Source organism: Enhygromyxa salina (assembly GCF_002994635.1).
GTDB lineage: Bacteria > Myxococcota_A > Polyangia > Nannocystales > Nannocystaceae > Plesiocystis > Plesiocystis salina_B.
The window spans coordinates 35,262-54,895 of record NZ_PVNL01000048.1 but is presented as its reverse complement, the minus strand read 5'-3'; the positions used below and the strand labels follow the sequence as shown (position 1 = coordinate 54,895).

Annotated in this window: 2 protein-coding genes; both read right to left on the bottom strand. The window is 73.9% G+C overall.

Annotation, left to right across the window (positions count from 1 at the left end; all coding sequences use genetic code 11):
* Positions 1-4: 4 nt before the first annotated feature.
* Positions 5-547, bottom strand: coding sequence for a YceI family protein (locus ENSA7_RS12345; protein WP_181233677.1), 543 nt, complete (start codon positions 545-547; stop codon positions 5-7).
* Positions 544-19,626: a tetratricopeptide repeat protein gene (locus tag ENSA7_RS12340; protein ID WP_106089461.1), complete on the bottom strand. Its 19,083-nt coding sequence runs from the start codon at positions 19,624-19,626 to the stop codon at positions 544-546. The genes ENSA7_RS12345 and ENSA7_RS12340 overlap by 4 nt, the downstream gene beginning before the upstream one ends.
* Positions 19,627-19,634: the final 8 nt, after the last annotated feature.

The window sequence follows — 19,634 nt, the reverse complement described above, 5'->3', positions numbered from 1 at the left end:
ACAGCTAGAGCGCGAGCGCGACGGCGTCGAGGTCGAAGTCGACCCGGACCCGATCCCGCAGCCGGATCGCCCCGGCCAGCGCCTTGTACGGGCGGATTCCGAATTCACTGGGCACCAGGGTCACGCTCCCGCGCAGCCGCTCGCCCTCGCGCACGGCCACCAACGACAGCGATCGTCGCACCCCGACGAGCTCCAGCGTTCCGTCGACACGAACCCGTGCGCCGACACCTGTGCCAGCGCTCACCGACCCGCGAAACACGACCTTCGGGTAGGCGCGGGTCTTCAAGATCTCGGCGCGAATCGTCTCGGCGATCTTCGCCCGGTCGCGGGCCCCGAGCTGGTCCGGATCACAGCGCGACCCATTCATGACCCCGTCGACGACGATCGATCCTGCGTCGACCTCGACGGTGAGGTCGCCGCCCGCGTTGTCGCCAGGCCCCGCGATCGTGAATCGCTCGACCCGCAGGCGCAGATCGTGGGCGACCCGCGACAAGAGCCCTTCCTTCCAGGTGAACACACGAATTTGATGGGGTGCGCGCGCGCTCATCCGTTGCCTCCAAAGATCCCCAGCGCCCGCAGCAACCATGCCGCGTCGGTGGTCTCGAGCACGGCCGGATCGCCAGGCCGCCCGACCTCGGTCAGCAGCCCGCGATCACGGGCCATGGCAAACAACGCGCCGTCGACGGTGCCCGACAGCCGCGTGGCGATCAGCAGGCACGCGCGATGCTGGACCCGCTCGAGCTTGGCCGGGGCCCCGCGCCAGTGCTCGAGCTCGCGGGCGAGTGAGCGGCGCAGATCCACGTCGAGCTTCGAGGCTGTCAGCCCGCGCGCGGCCAGGGTGTCGACGAGGCCGCGGGCGGCGTCGGTGGTCGGCTCGTGGCGCGGCTTGACCAGGCTGGTGAGCGCGTCGAGCAGATCGGGCACGCCGATCGGATCATCGTCGAACACGATCGCCATGCCCGTTGCGAGCGCGGCCGCGGCGTAGGCGAGTCGGTACTTGCGCTCGGCTTCGGGCACGTCGACGAGGGTCTCGGTCACGACGATCGTCGGCCTGCTCAGGTTGCGCAGCCCGATCCCGGCCGCGGGATTTTGCTCGGTCACGGCGATCGTGAAGTCGACGCCCAGGGCCGCGCGCCAAGGATTGATGATGCGATCGGCGTGGCGTACGGCGAGCCGCTCCTTCGGCGTGCGCGCGGCTCGGGTGCCGCCAAGCTTGCCGCGCACGCCGGCCAGCGGCTCGCGCAGGGTCAGCAACACCTCGCGCAGGGCCCCCCGCCACTCGAGGGGGACCCAGCTGTCTTCTTGGGCCGGGGCGCGCGGGAGGTCGGCCTGGGGCAGGCGCGTGGTCAGGACCGGGACCGGACCGCCCGGGGCCATGAACGCGGCGATCTGATACAGGTGCCGGGCCAGCTCCATCCGCCGGAACGCCTCGTTGAGCCGGGCGAGGCCGAGCGCGAGCCCAGCTTGGAGCGGCTGCCCGGCCGCCCACGCGCCGAGCTCGTCGAGCAATTCTTCGGTGCCCCCACACAGCGCGGCGGCGGCCGAGAGCAGCGCGTCGAGCCGCGGCAGCGGCCCCTCGGTGGCGATCTGATCGAGCATCCGGGCCGACACCGGCCACAAGATCCGCTGACGAACGCCGCGATCGTGCCGGTCGGCGATCGAGCGGGCCAAGGTCCGCTTGCCGCGGGCGAAGGCCTCGGTCAGCGCCGCGTAGATCAGCGCTTCGTGCTCGTCGCCCGCGCTCGCGCGCAGCTCGATCGCGAGCTCGAGCACCCGCTCCCAGTCGCCCTGGTGAAACGCGAGGGGCATGAGCACCGCGCGGGCTTCGGTGCTCTCGAGCGAGACGGCCCGCGCGCGCTCGAGCAGCCGCCGGGCGGCGGTCAGCGACTCGCGGCCCTCGGCGCCGTGATCGAGGTGGACCTGGGCGGCGCGGGTCAGCCAGTGGGCCTGCTCGCGGGTCTCGATCGTCAAGTTGGCGAGCTGCTCGAGCGCCCGGGCCAGCGCGGTCCAGTCTTCGGCCTGCTCGAGCAGCTCGGCGTAGAGCTTGGTCAGGGGCTGGTCCGAGGGCTTGTCGAGCAGGGCGGTGCGGCAGGTCGCGCGGGCGTCTTGGAGGTTGCCGATCGCTCGCTGGGCGCGGGCGAGCTCGAGCGCGACGTCTGCGGCGCGGTCGGGCCAGTGGCGGCGACACAGCTCGAGCCGCTCCTCGAGCAGCGGGATCCGATCGTGGGTCCGGGCGGCGCTGTCGAGCAGCCCGTCGAGCAGGCTCAGCGCCTGCAGGCGCAGCTCGACCGACGCCTCGCCCGCGAGCAGCTGGCGGAGCACGCTCTGGGCTTGCTCGCGCCGCTCGAGTCGCAGCGCGGCCTCGGCCAGGCGCAGGGTCAGCAGCGGCGGGCGCTGGCGCGGCGCGAGCTGGGACAGCTCATCGCAGATCGTCGCGTCGACCTCACGCTCGTCCGAGGCCCCGGCGATCTCCCCGAGCAGCTCGGTCGCGGGTGCGTGGGTCGGCGCGCGATCGAGGGCCCGGCGGACGATCGCCACGGCCAGCTTGGGATCGCGCAGGCCCGACCACGCGAACCGGGCGGCCGAGCTGAGCAAGGTCGCGGCCTCGCTCGCGTCGCCGCTGCGGCTGGCCAGATCTTCGTAGAGCCGCACGACCTTGGCGTAGTCACCGGACTCGGCGAACACGTCGCGCAGGGCCTCGAGCGCGGCCTCCCGGGCCGGACCGCGCTCGCCGTCGAGCAGGGTGTGGGCGAGCTCGAGCTGACCGCGGGTGACCTCTTCGAGATCCGCACGATCATCGAGGGCGCGCGCCGTCTCGCGCAGCCGCGAGTACACGTGGAGCCGCTCGATCGGATCGGTGCTGGCGTCGAGCCGGTTGTGCAGCGACTTGCGACGCTTGCGAAGATCGAACTCACCCTGATCGATCTGGACGATCTGCTCGAGCGCGCGGGTGACCAGCTTGCGCAGATCGTCGCTGAGGTTGGGCAGCTCGGTCGCGGCCCGGGCCGCGGCCTCGGCCGGCTCGAGCGTGTCGTTGCGCAGGTGCAGCTCGCTGGCGACGATCAACAGCCGAGCCCGCGCGGCGTCGTCGAACACCTCGCCGAGCTCGGGCCGACCGGGGCTGCGCGAGAACTGCTCGAGCCGCGCCGCGGCGTCGCCTGGATCCGGCAGCCTCGCGGCGAGGGCGCTGGCCCGCTTGCTGACCACGACGTCGGTCGGGGCTTGCTGCAAGGCGGCGCCGAGGTTGCGGACCGAGCTCTGCGCGTCGCTGAGCCGATCGAGGTAGGTCTCGGCCAGATCCAGGTGGGTCAGGGCCCGGCGCGGGCCGGGCGGCAGCTCGCGGATCGCCAGGAAGTGCATGTGCGCGACGATCGACCACTCGCTGCGGGCGCTGGCCAGCTCGAGCAGGATCTGGCGGGCCTGGGCGTGCATCGCGTCGGCGCCGACGGCCTCCAGCAGCAGCGCGCGGGCCTTCTCGCCGGCCTCGGACATGGGGTCGTCGCGAAACTCGCGAGCCAGCAGCATCGCCTGGCGGTAGCCGACCTCGGCGCGGAGCATGCTGGACAGCGAGAGGCTGGCGAGGCGCTCGAGCACCAGCGCCTCGTCGAGCTTGCGATCGACGCGGTCGTACAGGCGCGCGAGCTCGAGCAGCGCGCGCTGGGACTGCGGCGCGCGCTCGAGCGCCCGCTTGAGGGTGAGCTCGGCCTCGTCGGCCCGGTCGAGCTCGATCAACGCGCGCGCGGCCGCGGCTGCGTCGTCGGCCGCGCGATCGTGGGCAATGTCAGCGCTGAGCGCAGCTTGGGTCAGCGGCTCGATCGCCTCTTCGAGCCGACCCTGGCGAGACAATAGCCGGCCGAGCCCCTCGAGCGCGCTGGCGAGGTTGGGCACCTGGCCGAGGGCCTCGCGATAGCGCCGCTCGGCCTCGGCCTCGTGATCGTCGTGGGGCGCGAGCAGATCCGCGAGCAGGGCCAACAGCGCGGGCCGGTACTCCTCGCGCAGCTCGGGCAGGCGCATCAGCAGGCGGTTGCGGACGTTGACGACCGAGTCGGTGCCGCCCAGCAGCACGCGCGCGCGGGCACCCGCCGCGGGGTTGTCGAAGGGGTTGGCCAGGTACGCGTCGAGGAAGAACCGAGCGGCCTCGTGCGGACGCCGAAGCGGACCCTCGAGCAGCTCGCCGATCCGAAAGTCGGCCTCGGCCTTGCGATCCCAGTCGCCGAGCTGCGCGAGCTTGCGCGAGCGAACGGTGAGGATCCGGACCAGATCGTCGTAGCGCTGCTGGGCGCGATACCAGCGGGCCAGCGTGGCCAGGCCCTCGTCGGGCAGCGCGTCGAGCTGCTCGAGGCGCACGTAGACCGCGGCCGTGCGCTCGCCGTCGTCGACGTGATCACGGAGCGCGCGAGCGAGGCGCTGGATCAACGCGAGCCGCGGGTTGGCGCTGACCGGGGCGCTGGGGAACCGCTGGCGGGGATCGACGTCGCCCGCCAGCTCGCTGCGCAGCTCCTGCTCGAGGTGGGCGATCAGCTCGGAGTACCGGCCCTGGAGCTCGAGGCAGCTGACGATCTGCAGGTGCAGGCGATCGCCGAGCCGGGCCCACGCCCGCCGCGCGACGGCCAGCGTCACGGGTCCATCCGCGTCGTCGGCTGGGCGCAGCGGGGCGACCCGGGGCCTGACGGGCAGGGGGCGATCGTCGGCCGCGGCCGAGTCGTCGTTGGCCGCGGCCGGGCTGCGGGCGAGCGCCTCGGGCAGCACGATCCGGTCGAAGATCGCGTCGGCGTCGAGGTCGACCCCCGCGTCGTCGTAGGGATCTTCAATGAGGTCGTCGAGCGCAGCGCGAGCGCTGGCGAAGGTGGTCAGCTCGGCGCGCAGCGCCGCGTTGTCGTCGAGCTGCTTGGCGAGGCGATCGACGCCGAGGCTGTCGAGGTTCTCGAGCGCCAGCCGCAGGGCCTTCTCGGCGCGCGAGGGATCGTCGAGGCGCTCGCGCTGGATCGTCGCGATGCGCTCGAGGGTCAGGACCCGCTCGAGGCCCTGACGGCGGGGGTACTCGCGCTCGAGCAGGGTGACCAGGGGCTGCCAGCGCTGGCGCTGCTCGTAGAGCTCGGCGAGCACACCGACGGTGCGGTGCCGACCGGGCGCCTCGCTGGTCACGGCCTCGAGATCCCCGATCGCCTCTTCGAGCCGACCGAGCGAGTCGATGAGCAGCCGCGCGCGCTCCTCGAGCGCCTCGATCCGCGCGCTGCCGGCCGTGCGGTTGGCGATCGCGGCGAGCATGCGCACGCGGTGCTCGGGGTCACCGGCGAGCTGCTCGAGCTCGCGCAGGCGATCGCGGGTTCGGGCGTCGTCGGGCACCCGACCGAGGATCTTGCGGAGCAGCCGCTCGGCGAGGGGGTGCTCACCGGTGGCCAGCGCCGCGTCGGCGGCTCGGTGGCCCAGGGCCGCGAACGCGACGGCGCCCATCGGCACGTGCTCGAGCACCCGCGCGCTGAGATCGATCGCGCGATCGAGCTGCGGCTGCGCGTAGTAGTGGTCGAGCAGCGGCAGCATCAAGTCGGGATCTTCGGGGGCGTGCTCGAGCGCGCGCTCGAGGTGGCCGATCGCGGCGTCAGGGTCACCGAGAATGTCCGCGCACAGGTGGGCGAGGTGCTTGAGATCCGCGACCTGGCGGTTGGGGTCGTCGTCGCGCGCGACCCGGTACTCGAGCAGCTCGAGCGCGCGGGTCCAGTGGTTGTTCTCTTCGAGGGCGCCGAGCAGCGCCAGGAACAGCTCGTTGTTGCCGACCTCGACCCGCGCGCGGTGGCTGAGCAGCGCCGCGCCGTCGCGTCGGTCGAACAGCTTGGCGAACCCGACCCACAAGCGCGCGCGGTGGCGGTCGTCGCTGAGCCGGTCACGCAGGTGCGTGGCGAGCTCGTCGACGGCCGCGTCGGCCCGCGCGAGCCGGGTCTGGCGATCGAGGGTCGAGAGCTCGACCTCGAGCGGGCCGAGCACCAGGGCGTGGAGCTCGGCGCTGTCGGGGTGGCGGACCAGCGCGAGGTCGCGCAGCTGATCCGCCCGGGAGCCGAGCTCGTCGGCGCCGAGCGTGGCGGCGCGCTGGCCAAGCTCGATCAGCATAGCGAGCAGCCCCGGGTCATCGCGGTCGAGCGCGAGCTTCTCGATCGCCGGCCAGTGGGTCGTCACGGTCGCGGGCAGGGGCGCATCGGTCGGGCCGTCGCCAAGCATCGACTCGAGGGTTCCGAGCAGCACGTCGAAGTAGCTGGGCGTGGCGCTGCGAGCCAGCTCGAGGGTCGCGCCGCGCAGCCGGGCGGCCACGTCTGGCTCGGCCCGCGCCGCGAGCATGGCCAGGCGCCGACCGGTCTCGTCGTGATCCAGATCGAGCATTCGCAGCAGCCGCTCGACGAGCACCGCGGCGTGCTCGCCCGAGCGACTGTCGAGCAGCTCCTCGTCGATCTCGGTCAGCTCGTCCTCGACCCGGCCGAGCTTGCGGATCGCCCACTCGCGCAGGTCGAGCAGCTCGGGCGAGCTGGCGCGCAGCGGCGACATGCGGTCGAGCTGGGTCAGCAGTCGGGTCGCGTCCTCGAGCTCGACGGCCGTGAACGCGAGCTCGGTCGCAAGGCGATCGCGGGTCTCCTCGACCCGGGGACCTTCGGGCAGCGCCGCGATCGCAGCGTCGAGCGCGTCGGCGTAGCGGGCCTGGGCGCCGGTCGCGAGGCACAGATCCTTGAGCGCGGACAGCAACAAGGGGTCGTCGGGATCGGCGAGCAGCGCGGTCTCGACCAGGCTCAGCCCCTCGTCGGTGCGACCGAGACCGAGCGCGAGCAGGCTGGCCTCGGTTCGCAGATCGCCGGCCGCGAGCGCGCTGCCGTGGGCGGCCCGGAGCTCGGCGCGGGCCTGGGCCTCGCGCTCGCGGGCCTGGGTCAGAGCCTCGCGCTGCTGGGGTGAGTAGCGCTGGGCTTCGCTGGTTCGGTCGGTGCCGATCAGCTCGGCCGAGTCGGTCGCAACCATGGCCAGCCAGGCCCCGCCGATGTCGCGGTGCAGCGCCGAGCCCGGCTCGACCGCCAACGCGGCGCGCTCGAACGCGGCGATCGCTGCGGCGAGCGACTCGGGCTCGAGGCCCTCGTCGGAGCCGCGTCGGGTCGCGAGCAGGGCGTGCGCGCGGGCGGCCTCGAGCTCGAGCGCGGCCCGCTGGCTCACGCGCTCGGGCTGCTCGATCAGGGCCTCGAGCGCGCGCACGTGCAGGGCCGGGTCGTCGCTCGCTACCGCGAGATCACGCAGCAGCTCGAGCGCGTGGTGATCGCCGAGTCGGGTCGCGAGCGCGCGCTCGAGCAGCGCCCCGGCTCGCTCGAACTCGCCCGCCATGATCGCCAAGCTCGCGAGCCGGGTCGCAGGCATGAAGAAGCGATCGTCCTCGGCCGGCAGCAGCTCGCCCGCGCGGCTCCACAGCTCGCTGGCCTGCGCGTCGCGACCGGCACGATCGTGGGCGGCCGCGAGCGCGAGCATGGCGTCGAGATCGTCGGGCACGAACGCCAGCAGCTCGGTCCACAGCGGGGCGAGGGCGTCGGGGTCATCATGATCTTCATGACCATCGAGGGTGGCCCGGCGCAGATCGATCAGCTTGCGCAGCGCCTCGGCCCCGCGCAGCCGCGCCTGCGCGCGCATGGTCGGGTTCGCGTGCTGACTGGCCAGCGCGATCCGGGTCTGCTCGATGCGCGTGCGCAGCAACGCCTCGAGCCGCTCGTCTGCGCCGAACGCCTCGAGCGCGCGCTCGAGTCGGTTGGCGAGCTCGTCGCTCGGGCGCAGCGCGTGGGCGTCGGCCAGGGCCTCGATCTTGCGGCGCTCGTCGCCGTGCTCGGCCAGCCGCAGCAGCCAGGCGACGCGGCGCTCGGGGTGCTCGCGCGACTCGGCGGCCACGGTCGCGGCCAGCTCGGCGGCCAGATCTCGCTCGCCAAGCCCGACCAGCAGCTCGAAGCGCTGCTCGGCGATCTCGACTCGGCGCGGATCGTCGGTCCGGCTCGTCTCGTACGCGCGCCGATACAGCTCGGCCGCGCGCGTGCGCGAGTCGACGCTGACCAGCAGCTCCGCGCAGCGCCGAGCCAGCGCGACCTCGTCCAGGCGCTGGTTCCACGCGCGCTGATCCACGCCGAGGTGCTCGGCGATCACCTGCATCAAGGCGTCGAGCTGGGGCCGGTTGACCAGGGGCAGGAGCTGCTCGAGCGCGGCGTCGGGCCGATCCGCGCGGGCCAGCATCTCGCCGTAGCGATACTGCAAGACGTCGCGCAGCCAGCCCTCGCCCGCGACCTCGAGCGCGTCGGCGAACGCCTCGGCGGCGGCCTGAAACTCGCGGACGTTGGCCCGTCGCACGCCGATCTCGATGCGGGCGCGTCGGCGCGTGACGTCGTCTCCCGCGGCGCCGGCTTCAGCGGCGAGCTCGTCGAGCTCGTCGAGGTTCAAATTGTGGTGGCGCTCGTCGGCCCACAACAGCAAGTCCACGAGGTCGGCCCAGCACGCGCGCGCCCGCAGCAGCGACAGCAAGGCCGCGTAGGTGGCGGGCGCGTCGACCTGGGCCTCGATCCGCTCGCGCAGCGCGAGCGCGATGAGGGTGGGCAGCATTGGCGCGTGCTCGCTGGCGAGCTCGACCTCGATCGAGGTCACGGCGCTCGACCACAGCTCGGCCAGCGCCGCGCCGCCCAGCTCGAGGTCCCGCGCGAGCGCGTCGAGGCCGGCAAACTCGCACTCGAGGATCCGCTCGAGCTCGTCGCTGGTCGGTACGCTGAGCGGGGGATCGGGTCGCAGGCCGTGGAACTCGAGGGCGGCGTCCCGGTCAATCTCTCGATCAATCTCCCGATCAATTGGGGGTTCCGACGCGACCAACCCCAGCGCCGCCAGCCGGGCCCGACGCAGCAGCTGGGTGTGCAGCTCGGGATCACCAGGCGCGATCCGAGCCGCCGCCGCGGCCAGGCGATCGGCGCGGTTGCCATAGGCCACGCCCCCGTCGCGCTCGGCCGAGATCGCAATGCGCAGAAGCTCGAGGATCGGGTCGAGCTCGCGGGTCTCGAGCGCGAGCGTCTCGACGCCGGCCCACCACGCGGCGACGGCCTTGACCGAGTCGTGCTCGAGGGTCGCGCGCAAGGCTCGGAGCGCGACGCCGAGCTGCTCGGGTGCGTACTCGCGAGCCACCCGCAGGGCCGTGCGGGCGAGCGCACGCGACAGCTCCGGCTCGGCCTCCGGTCGCGAGCCGAGCGCCAGCAAGCGCAGCGCGGTGGGCTCGCCCGCGTCGCCGTGCAGCCGCAGGATCCGAGTGACGATCCCCTGCAGCCGCTCCGACGGGGCGCCGACCGGCAGCGCCAAGATCCGTTGATCGAGACGCGCGAGCTCATCGTCGACGTTGCCCAGCCCGCGGACCGCCCAGTCGCGCAGCTCGAGCAGCTCGGGCCGCTCCGAGACCTCGCCGGGCAGCGACTCGAGCGCGGCGATGCAGGTGTGGGGATCGTCGATCGCCCGGGCCGCGCGGGCCAGCTTCTCGCCGAGCCGCACGCGGGTGGGCTCATCGTCACGCGCGACGCCGTCGAGCAGCTCCGCGAGCGAGCGAACGAAGCGAGCCTGCTCGCCCGCGACCGCGCACAGCTCCTCGAAGGTCGCGAGCAAGTCGGCCTCGCTGGGGTGATGGCGCAGGCCCAGGCGCAGCAGCTCGATCGCCTCGCCGCGCAGCTCGAGCCGCTCGGCGAGCAGCTCGGCCTCGGCCGTGTAGGCGCGCGCGGGCAGACGATCTCCGAGCGCGAGCCGCAGCTGCGCGCGCGCTTCGGCCTCACCCGTGGCCTGGACCTTGGCCTCGCCTTCGCGCAGCAGCACACGGGTGGCGTTGCGAGTGGCGAGCCGCAGCCACTGGCGCGCAGCCTCGACGTGATCTTCCGAGCCCGGCTCGGACGCCTCGGCGGCGGCGCGGACCTGGGCCAGCGCGCGCTCGGGTTGCTCGAGTCGTTCGTACGCGCGGGCTCGCTCGCGCAGCAGCGCCGCGCGGCTGTGAACGATCCCGGCCTCGCCCGGGGCGTGATCGTGGTCGGGCTGAGCAGCTGGCGACGTGGACTCGAGCGCGAGCAGGGTCTCGCTGGTCGAGAGCACGAGCTCGGGCAGGTCGAGGCCGCGGCCGACCTCGAGCAGCAGCGCGAGGCTGTGCGGGTGCCTGGGCTCGATCACCAGCGCCCGCTGCAGCCACCCGCGGGCCTGGTCGAGCTCGCCCGCGTCGATCGCGATCCGGGCGAGCGCGCGGGCGGGCGCGAGGAACCGGTGATCCTCCGTTGGCAGGCGCTGGGCGAGCGCGCGCCAGTGCACGGCGGCGGCCTCGTGATCACCCTCGAGGATCCGCAGCTCGGCCAGCTCCAACCGAGCCTCGAGCCGATCGGGAGCGAGCCGCAGCAGCTGCTCGAGCAGCTCGGCGCGATCGCGGATCTGCTCGCGGCTGTCGCTGCTCGGGTCGGCCTGGGCGTGCTCGCGCAGCAGCAGCAACAGCCGCTCGAGCAGGGCGACGGTCTTGGCTCGATCGCCGCTGCGCAGGCCGCTGGCGATCCGGTGGCGCAGCAGCTGCTCGAGCGCGCTCGACCGCGACTCGCCGGCGTCGGTCAGCGCGCGCAAGCTGGCCTCGTAGAGATCCGCGAGCCGAGCGTCGTCGGGCGCGAGCGTGTGGGCGTGGGCGTAGAGGCGCGCGCGCTCAGCCTCGTCGGCGGCCAGTCGGGCGGCGCGCTCGAGCCAGGGCAGGGGATCGAGGGCCGGCTTGGCTGGACCCGGCTCGTCGGTCGCGGTCGCGTCGGCCGCGGGCTCGCCCGCCTGGCTTGGATCCGTGGGCTCGCTGCTCGCGGCCGCGGCCAGATCCGCCTCGATCAGCGCCGCGACCTCGCGGGCCAGCGTCGCGGCCTGCGTGGTCCACTGCGGGTCGCCGTCTTCGCCCGCGCCGAGCACCAACAACAGCTCGAACAGCCGCTCGGCCACGCCCACGCGGGCGCGGATCTTGGTCAGCGAGTCGTAGGCCAGGCGCAGCAGCCCGGCGGCCTGCTCGTGGGCCTCGAGCTCGACCGCCAGCAGGCCGCAGCGACGCGCGAGCGGGCCGAACTCGACGCCCGCGCGGCGATGTTGCTCGCGCTCGACCAGCACCACGAGCTGCTCGAACGCGGCCAGGGTGTGGCCAGCCCGCTCGAGCGCGCGGCCGTAGTGGTACTGCGTCGCGGGGTCGTCACCGTCGAGCGCGAGCGCGCGACCCAGCTGCACGCACGCGCGCTCGAGCGCGGTGTCGTCGGCCAGTCCGCCGCCCTCGCGCTCGCCCGCCAGCACCCGACCAAACAGCGCGAGCCCAGCCCGGCGTCGCGCGGCGGCCTCGGCCATTCGGTCTTCGCCCGCGCCCGCGTCCTCGGCCAGCTCGAGCCACTGCTCGGCGTCGGCGTCGACGCTGGCGAGCAGCGCGAGCAGCTCGGTGAACGCCCCCAACTTGCGCAGCGCTTCGCGCAGCGGGGCGTAGATCGCCGACTCGCCCGCGTGGTACCCGGCCAGGTCGCGCAGGAACTTGCGGCGAGGGGTGCGGGGCGAGCCCCCAAAGCCGATCTCCTTGTAAACGCCCGAGTCGCCCGCGCCCAGATCGTCGGGGTTGTCCGAGAGCGTGGCCGCGAGCCCCAGGTACAGGCGCGCGCGTCCACGTGGATCCATGCGGTGCCCCTCGGCGAGTCGCTCGACTCGCTCGAGCGCGACCCCGGGATCACCACCGCTTCGCTCGCGCGCGAGCTCGTGCAGCTTGACGTGATCCGGGAAGTCGACGGTCGCGCGGTCGAGCAGCATCTCGCCGAGCTCGGCGAACCCGGGCAGCGCGGCCTCGGTCGCGGCGTCGGCCACATGGATCAGCTCGATCAGCTGGTCGAGGACCCGGCGGTCGCGGCCGGCGTGGGTCAGCGCTGCGGCGGCCAGCTGCTGCCAGCCGCGTCGGACCGCGCCGATCCGGGCGCGGGCCGACTGCTCGTCGGGGACCAGCTCGACGAGCAGCTCCGAGTCTTTGATGAGCTCGATCAGCGGGGCGATCGCCCGCACCCCCAGCGCGACGCGATCGGGTGCGTGCTCGAGCAGCAAGTCGAGCGCCGACTCGAGCAGCCACACCCGCGTGCGTGGGCCCGGGCCGGTGTCGCTCGCGTCGTTCGCGAGGTCGAGCAGCCGGGTCGCGCAGGCTTCCGCGTCGCGCTCGAGCACTCGCAGCAAGCGCTCGAGCACGACCGGGTCGCCCGTGCCCTCGTCGCCCGCGGTCCGCAGCCGCGCGTCGAGCTCGGCGAGCTCGTCCTCGATCCGATCGAGCTTGCGCAGCGCCCAGACCCGCAGGTCGAGCAGCTGTGGCTCGGCGGCGGCGTGACCCGAGAGCCGCTCGATCGCGTCGAGGGTCGTGCGCGCGGCCTCGGCTGCGCGCCCGGCCAGCGCGAGCTCGCGGCCGAGCTCGTCGCGGGTCGGGCCCGCGTCAATGCTCTCGACCACGCGACGCAGGCTGCGAAGCCCCCGCTCGCCCAGCAGCCCCTGCCCCTTGGCCAGCAGACCCTGCCCCTTCGACCGGCCGCCAGGATCGAGGTCGATCAGGCGTTCGCGCAGCTGGGCCTGGGCCGGCGTGGCGATCAGCAGGCGCTCGATCAGCTCCGCGGCGGCGTCGAGCTCACCCAGGCCAAGCAGCAGGTCGAGCTCACGCAGCGACTGGTCGAGCTCGAGCTCCGCGCCCAACGCCCGTCGCAGCTCCGACCGGGCCGCGAGCTCGCGCCGGGTCGCCGCGAGCGGGTCCGCGTCATCGTCATCGCCCAGCGCCGGGTGATCGAGCAGCGCGAGCCAGCGCTCGACCAGCTCGCGGTGCAGCTCGCTGCGTGCTTCGACCAAGCCGACAGCGGCCTCGATCGCCGCGATCGCGTCGGCGGGTGCGTCGAGCAGGGCTTGGGCGCGGGCGACGTCGGCGTGGAGCTCTGCCTGGCGCTGGCTCGGGAGCTTGCGGCCCTCGGGGCCGAGCAGCGCGCGCGCGGCCGCCAACACCAACGCTGGCGCATCGAGGGCGCAGGCGACCTCATGACGGCGCTCGAGGGTGTCGAGATCGTTGGGGCGCACGACCAGCGCGCGCTCGAGCAAGCGGTGGGCCTCGTCGAATTCACGCGCGGCCACGCGCGGCTCGGCGAGGTGTCGCGCGACCTCGAACAGGCGCGGATCCTCGTCGGCCAACAGCGGCTCGGCCCGGGCCCACAGCGACAGCGCCTCGCCGCTGCGCTTGCTTCGGTGGTGATCGGCCGCGACGCTCATCAGCGCGGTGACGTGCTCGGGATCGAGGGTCAGCAGCTCCTCGTAGAGCGCGACGATCTCCCCGTGACGGCGCGGCGTCGCGGGTACGATCGTGCGCTCGCTGTCGTCGAGCTCGGCGCTGGGATCGATCTCGGCGCTTGGATCGATCTTCAGAAGCTCGAGCAGCGCCGTGATCGCGCCGGTCCACGCGGCTCGCAGCTCGGGGTCGAGCGAGGCGGGATCGCCCGACGCCGCGGCCATGTAGCGACCGAGCCGCTCGCGCAACAGCTGCTCGAGCGCGCCGTGATCCGCGGTCGCCCGGAGCTGGGTCTCGAGCGCGTCGACCAGCGCGTCGTCGTTGGGCGCGAGCTCGCGGGCGCGGTTGAGCAGCTCGACCTTGCGGCCGCCGTCGGCCAGGCTCGCCGCGCGCCGCAGCCAGCGGACGCTCGACTGGCGATCCTCGAGCTCCGACGCGCGCGCGCTGGCCAGGGCAACGGCCGCGTCACGATCATTGGTGGCGAGCAGCACCGTGTACAGCGACTCGGTCGCGTACTCGCGCCACTCGTCGCTCGCGCGGGTGTGGGCCACGTTGAGCAGCTCGACCGCGCGCTCGTACTCGCCGAGATCGCTGGCCAGCTCGCCGCAGCGCAGCGCGAGCTCGCCAAGCTCGACTCCGGTCGCCGACCACTGCTCGCGCTCCCACAAGATCACCAGGCTGTCGAACGCAGCGCGGGTCTGGCCCAGGCGCGTGAGCGCGAGCCCAAGTCGCCAGCGCAAGCTCGCGTGGTCGGGCTCGAGCTCGAGCGCCCGACGCAGCTGCGCGACCGCACGATCAGCCAGCTGCGCGTCGATCTCGGCCAGGCCCACGGGGGGGTCGGTCAACAGCTTGGCCGCGCGTCCAAGCAGCTCGCCCGCGCGCTCGCGGGCCTTGACCTCGCTCGGCAGATCCGCGTCGGCGGCCGCCGCCTCGGCCAGCGCCAGCCAGGCGTCGGGGTCGTCGCCTGGCGGTTGCCCGCGCTCGGCCGCCTTCGCCAGCAGGCTGACCAGCTCGGGCCAGCGACGGCGGGACTCGAGCTTGCGCAGCAACGCGGCGAACCGGGGGTGATCGTCGATCTGGGCCTCGGCGCGCTCGCGCAGCATCGCCGCCGCGGCCTGATCATCGAGCTCGGTCACGACCAGCGTCGCGAGGCCATCGAGCAGCGTCGCCGCGGTCTCGGCGTCGAGCTCTCGCGCCGTGATCAGCTGCTCGAGCCACTCGGCGCACAGCGTGACGATCGTCGCCCGCCCGCGCTCGCCCTCGCGCAACAGCACCTCGCCCGAGGTCCGCGCCCAGACCCCGCGCAGCAGCCGGGTGTCGTCGGGGTGCACGGGCAGCTGCTCGGCCAGCAGCGCGTCGGCGAGGGCCCCGAGCTTGGGGTGGTTGGTGTCGGTAGCGAGCTCGACCAAGCTCGCGAGCGGCCGCAGCCCCGCGCCCAGCTCCACGCCCTCGCGCACGGCGAGCTCGACCAGTGGCCAGCGCTCGACGACCCGCTCGGCGCCAGCGTGGCGGGCCAGGCAGCGCAGGGCCTCGATACCGAGCTCGAGCAGGTCGCGACCGCCGCGGGCGTGTTCATCTCGCAAGCGCGGCTCGAGCAGCGCGACCGCGGCGTCGGCCAGCGCCGCCGCGACGTCGCGCTCGGCCTGCTCGGCCAGCTCGAGCAGCCGCGCCGCCGTCCGCTCGATCTCGCCGTCGAGCAGCGCCAGCAGCCGCTCGACCAGACCCGCGCGGCGCTCGGCCGTGAGCCCGCCGCTGGCCAGCCGCGACTCGACGCTGCCGATCTCTTCTTGCACGCGGCCGAGCTTGCGGATCGCCCACTCGCGCAGCCGGGCCAGCTCGCCCTGCTCGACCCGCTCGGGCTCGAGCTGATCGAGCGCGAACGCGACGCTGGCCGGATCATTGAGGTTGGCCCCGACCTCGACCAGCAGCTCGGCCGCGCGGGTGCGGCCCGGACCAGCGAGCAGCTCCTTGAGCACGCCCCGCAAGATCCGTTGGCCGCGCTGGGCCAGCTCGAAGTCATGCTCGCGCGCGGCGAGCAGCGCCCCGAGTCGGGCGAGCAGCTCGGGCGCGGCCTCGTGGCGGCTCAGCGCCCACTCCAGCCGCTCGAGCGCCGCGAGCGGGCGATCGAGCCGCTGATCCAGAAGCTCGATCTCGGCGATCAGCTCGGTGATCCCGAGGTCGTCGCCGATCGTCTCGCGCAGCACCGCGCGGGCCCGCGCCTCGTGCTCGTGGTCCGCGAGCGCGACCGCCAGGGCCAGCCACCGCCGGGTGGCCGAGCTGCGATCTTGGGGCCGCTGTGCGCTGGGCACCAGCAGCTCGGCGGCGGCGTAGTGCTCGATCGCCTGCGTAGCCGAGCTGGGATCGCCGTCGCGCTCGAACAGCTGCTCGAGCGCAGCCGCCCGCGCGAGCTCGAGCTCGGCCCGCTCCTGGTCCAGCCCCGCGTCGTCGAGCGCCAGGCGCTGGCCGAGCACCTCGGCGGCCAGGTTTGGATCATCGAGCTCGCGGGCGATCTCACCGAGCAGCACCAGCGCCTCGGGATCGTCGGGTCGCAGCGCGCGGGCCCGCTCGGCCAGCTGCCGGGCTTGGCGAGGCTCACCGGTGTCGAGCGCGTCGCGGGCCAGCTCCAGCGCGGGTCGGTGAAAGCGTGGGTCATCCGGCTCGAGCAGCGCGTCGACGACCGCCCACAGCTGCCGGGCCTCCGCGAGATCGCCGGCCGCGAAGCGCAGCCGCCCGAGCGTGAGCAACGCCTGGGTGTGCTGCGGACGCAGGGCCAGCAGATCCTCGAGGAGCTCGGCCAGATCGCTAGCCAGATCGCTAGACAGATCGCTAGACAGATCGCGGGCCAGATTGTCGGACGGCTCGCGGGTGTCGTCGCCGTCAGCGGACTCCAGCGTGGTGATCAGGCGCTCGAGCAGGGCTGCGCGCAGATCCGGATCGGTGTTGCGATCGAGCTGCCGGCGCAGATGCAGCGCGACCGCGTGTGGATCATCGAGCTCGCGCAGCACCTGCTCGAGCACGTCGGCCAGCTCGTGGTCGGCCGGACGCAGGTCGACGGCGGCCTCGAGCAAGCCCACGCGCGAGCGCGGCAGCGCCTCGATCGCTGGCAGCTCGAGCTGGTCGAGCTGATCGAGCTGATCGAGCTCTTCGACCCCCGCCAGATCCAGGACCCGCGCCGCGCGGGCCAACCACGCGCCGAGCCGCCGGGCCGCCGCTGGCTCGGCGGTCGCTGGCTCGCTGGCGCGGGGCCACAGCAGCGCGGCCTGCTCGAGCGCCACCGCCAGCGCGCGGCGGTCACGGGCGAGCTCACGCAGGGCCTCGAACGACTGATCCGCGACGGCCTCGCGCAGCTCCTCGGCGACCAGCTCTGGGTTGGCGCGGCTGAGCTCGCGCTCGCAGCTCGCGAGCTGTTCCGCGGCGGCCTCCGGCTGCCCGATCGCCCGCAGCAGCTCGGCCAGGCGCAGGCTCAGGCGCGCGCGCTCGTTGGGGCTGGCTTCACGATCGCCGCGCAGGACATCGTGCAGCAGCGGGATCGCGTCCTCGAGCTGGGCGCTGGCCTCGTAGGCGTCGGCCAGCGCGAGCCGCAGCGCGAGGCGATCAGGCGCCAGCTCGACCGCGCGCTCGAGCTGGCGGACGGCGCTGTCGGGATCGCCCTCGTCGAGCAGCGAGCGACCCAGGCGGGCGCGGGCATGCAGCTCGGTGGTGCGCTCACGCTCGCGCGCCGCGAGGTTGGCCAGCCGCGCGAGGCCCTCGTAGTCACGATCGTCGAGCAGCTGCTCGATCTGCGCGAGGATCTTCTGTGGCTGCTCGAGCTCGTCGGTCGCCGCCCACAGATCCGCCAGGCGATCGTCGACCCGCAGCGCCTGGGCTGCGCGCTCGACCAGGGCCTCGCCGCGTCGCTGCCCGTGCGCGTGGGTGATCAGCAGATCGAGGATCCGCGGGCGATCAGTCGGTGGCGCCAGCTCCAGCGCCAGCTCGAGCACGTCGAGCACCCAGCGCTGCGCGACCGGATCTTCGGCGACCCGCTCCGGCTGTTCGGGGATCAAGCCCAGCGCGGGGCGAAGGCTGTCCCACGCCGCGTCGATCTGCCCGGCGCGCCGCAGCAGCCGGGCGCGCTCCAAGACCAGCACGTCGCGATCGTCGAGCTCGACCTCGCCGTGCTCATCGAGCTCGAGTAGCCGGGCCAGAAAGTCTGCGGCGGCCCGCGCGTCGCCGAGCTTGCGCTCGAGCGTGGCCGCGCGGCGCAGCAGGGCGGCGTTGTCGGGCTCTTGCTCCAACGCCAGGCCCAGCTCGCGGCGGGCCAGCTCTTGGTGGTCGCGATCGTCGAGCTCGGCCGCCACCGCGATCAGCCGCTTGCGCAGGCTCGCCCGCTCGTGGGCCGCGGCCGCAGCCAGCCGCGTGCGCAGCAGCGTCGCCGCGGTCCCGCGGGCGTCGGTTCGCAGGGCCAGCTCGATCGCGCGATCGAGCAGGCTCTCGTCTTCGGGGTCGTCCTGGATCGCGGCTTCGATCAGCGCGAGCGCCTGCAGATCCCCGCGCCGATCATCGCCGTGCTCTGCACCGTAGCGGGTGAAGCTCGCGGCCACGCGGGCGCGCAGATCAGCGCGGCGTCGCGGGTTGCGGGTCGCTTGCAGGGCCTCCTCGAGCGCCTCGAGCACGTGCGGCACCGTGGCCAGCGACCGGCCCTCGCGGGCGACCTCGGCCACTCGGGCCCGCGCGAGCACGACCAGCGCCTCGGGCAGGATCGCCTCGAGCTCGGCGACGATCTCGCTCAGTCCGGCTTGCGCGTGTGGCTCGGGATCGTGTGGCTCGGGGCGACGGCTGCCGCGTCGACGATCGCGGGCGCCCTCGATCTGCTCGCGCAGCCGCTGGGTCAGCGGCCCGGCCAGAGCCAGCGCGCTGCGGGGGTCATCGAGGTGGTCGATCAGCAAGCTCGCCACCGCGAGCTCGAGCCGCGCCTGGGTCAGCGGCGGGTGGGGCTGACGACACTCGGCGGCCAGCAGCCGGGCGAGATCCTGGGCTTCACCCTGGGCCGCGAGCAGCACGCCGACCAGCTGCCGGGGCTTGGCCGCGCTCGGCTGAAGATCCAGCCACTCGTGCACGGCCTCGAGGCACGCGCCGCGATCCAGAAACCGCGAGATCGCAACCCGCCAGCGCACCACCGCGACCTGGGCCGCCGGGAATTCGTGGAGCTCGCGGCTGAGCGCCGCCAGCTGATCGAGCGCCGGGCCGACGTCGTCCTGGTCCTGCGCAGGCTCGACTGGGTTGGCCCGCAGCAGCGCGCGCGCGCGGTCGAGGCCCCGCCCGATCGGCTCGTCGAGCAGGCCCGGCTCACCGTCGAGCCGGGCCACGGCTCGAGCGGCTGCCTCGCTGGCGCGCGGCTCGATCGGCGGGTAGCTGGACGCGTCGGGACTATCGTCGCCATCGGGATCGTGGTGATCGCCGGCCTCGGCCTCCGTCAGCGGTCCGCGCAGCTCGATCGTGATCCCGCGGCGGCTCAGCGCCAGATCCTGGATCGCGCAGCCCTCGAGGTTGGGCGCCTTCCACCCGACGCTGGCGAACGGCCGGGTCAGGGCCAAGCGCGCGGCGTCGATCGTCAGCACGCCGTCGTCGCTGCTGAGCACGCCCGTGTGGACCCCACCGATCGTTCCTGCTGCCAGCCGGGTGGCGATCGCTCGCCACAGCCGCTGCGCCGAGGTGTCGCGGCCGGTTCGATCCACTGAAGCGTCGGCGCCCACGAACGCTGGGCTGCGGGCGTCGAGCGGGCGCTGGGGCAGGTGGCCGACCAGCCACAGCCGACACGGACGCAGCACCAACAGCCGGTGGTGCGGCTCGGCGTCGAACCCGACGAGCAGCCAGACGCCGCCGCCGTCGCTGGCCTTGCCCTGCAGCATCAGGCATGGCCGCGGAAGCTCGGCCTCGGGCAGCTCGCGGCGCAGATCCAGATCGACGTGCTGGATCTCGACCCCGAGCAGCTGCTGACCAACCAGGCGATCGCGCAGCCACGGACGCAGCGCCCGATCTTCGACGGCGAGCGTGACACCGACCATGCGAGGGCGACGGTTGCGGAACGTCGTCGCGTTGAGCGGCCCCCGCAGCGGAAACCGAACCCCGGGGATCACGGCCTCGTACTCGCGCAGGCGCACGCCCGCCGCGAGGCTGCGCCGGTTGAGCGCGAGCAGGGCGCGACGTTCGCGAAACAGCAACGAAAACCCCAGCACGTTGCCGACGCCCGGGCCGACCTCCATGCCAGCGACGTCGGAGCCTCGACCCGCGTCGTCGCGGTCGCGCTCGTCCGGCTCGTTCGCGGGCGGATCGTCGCTGGTCATCAGGGGAG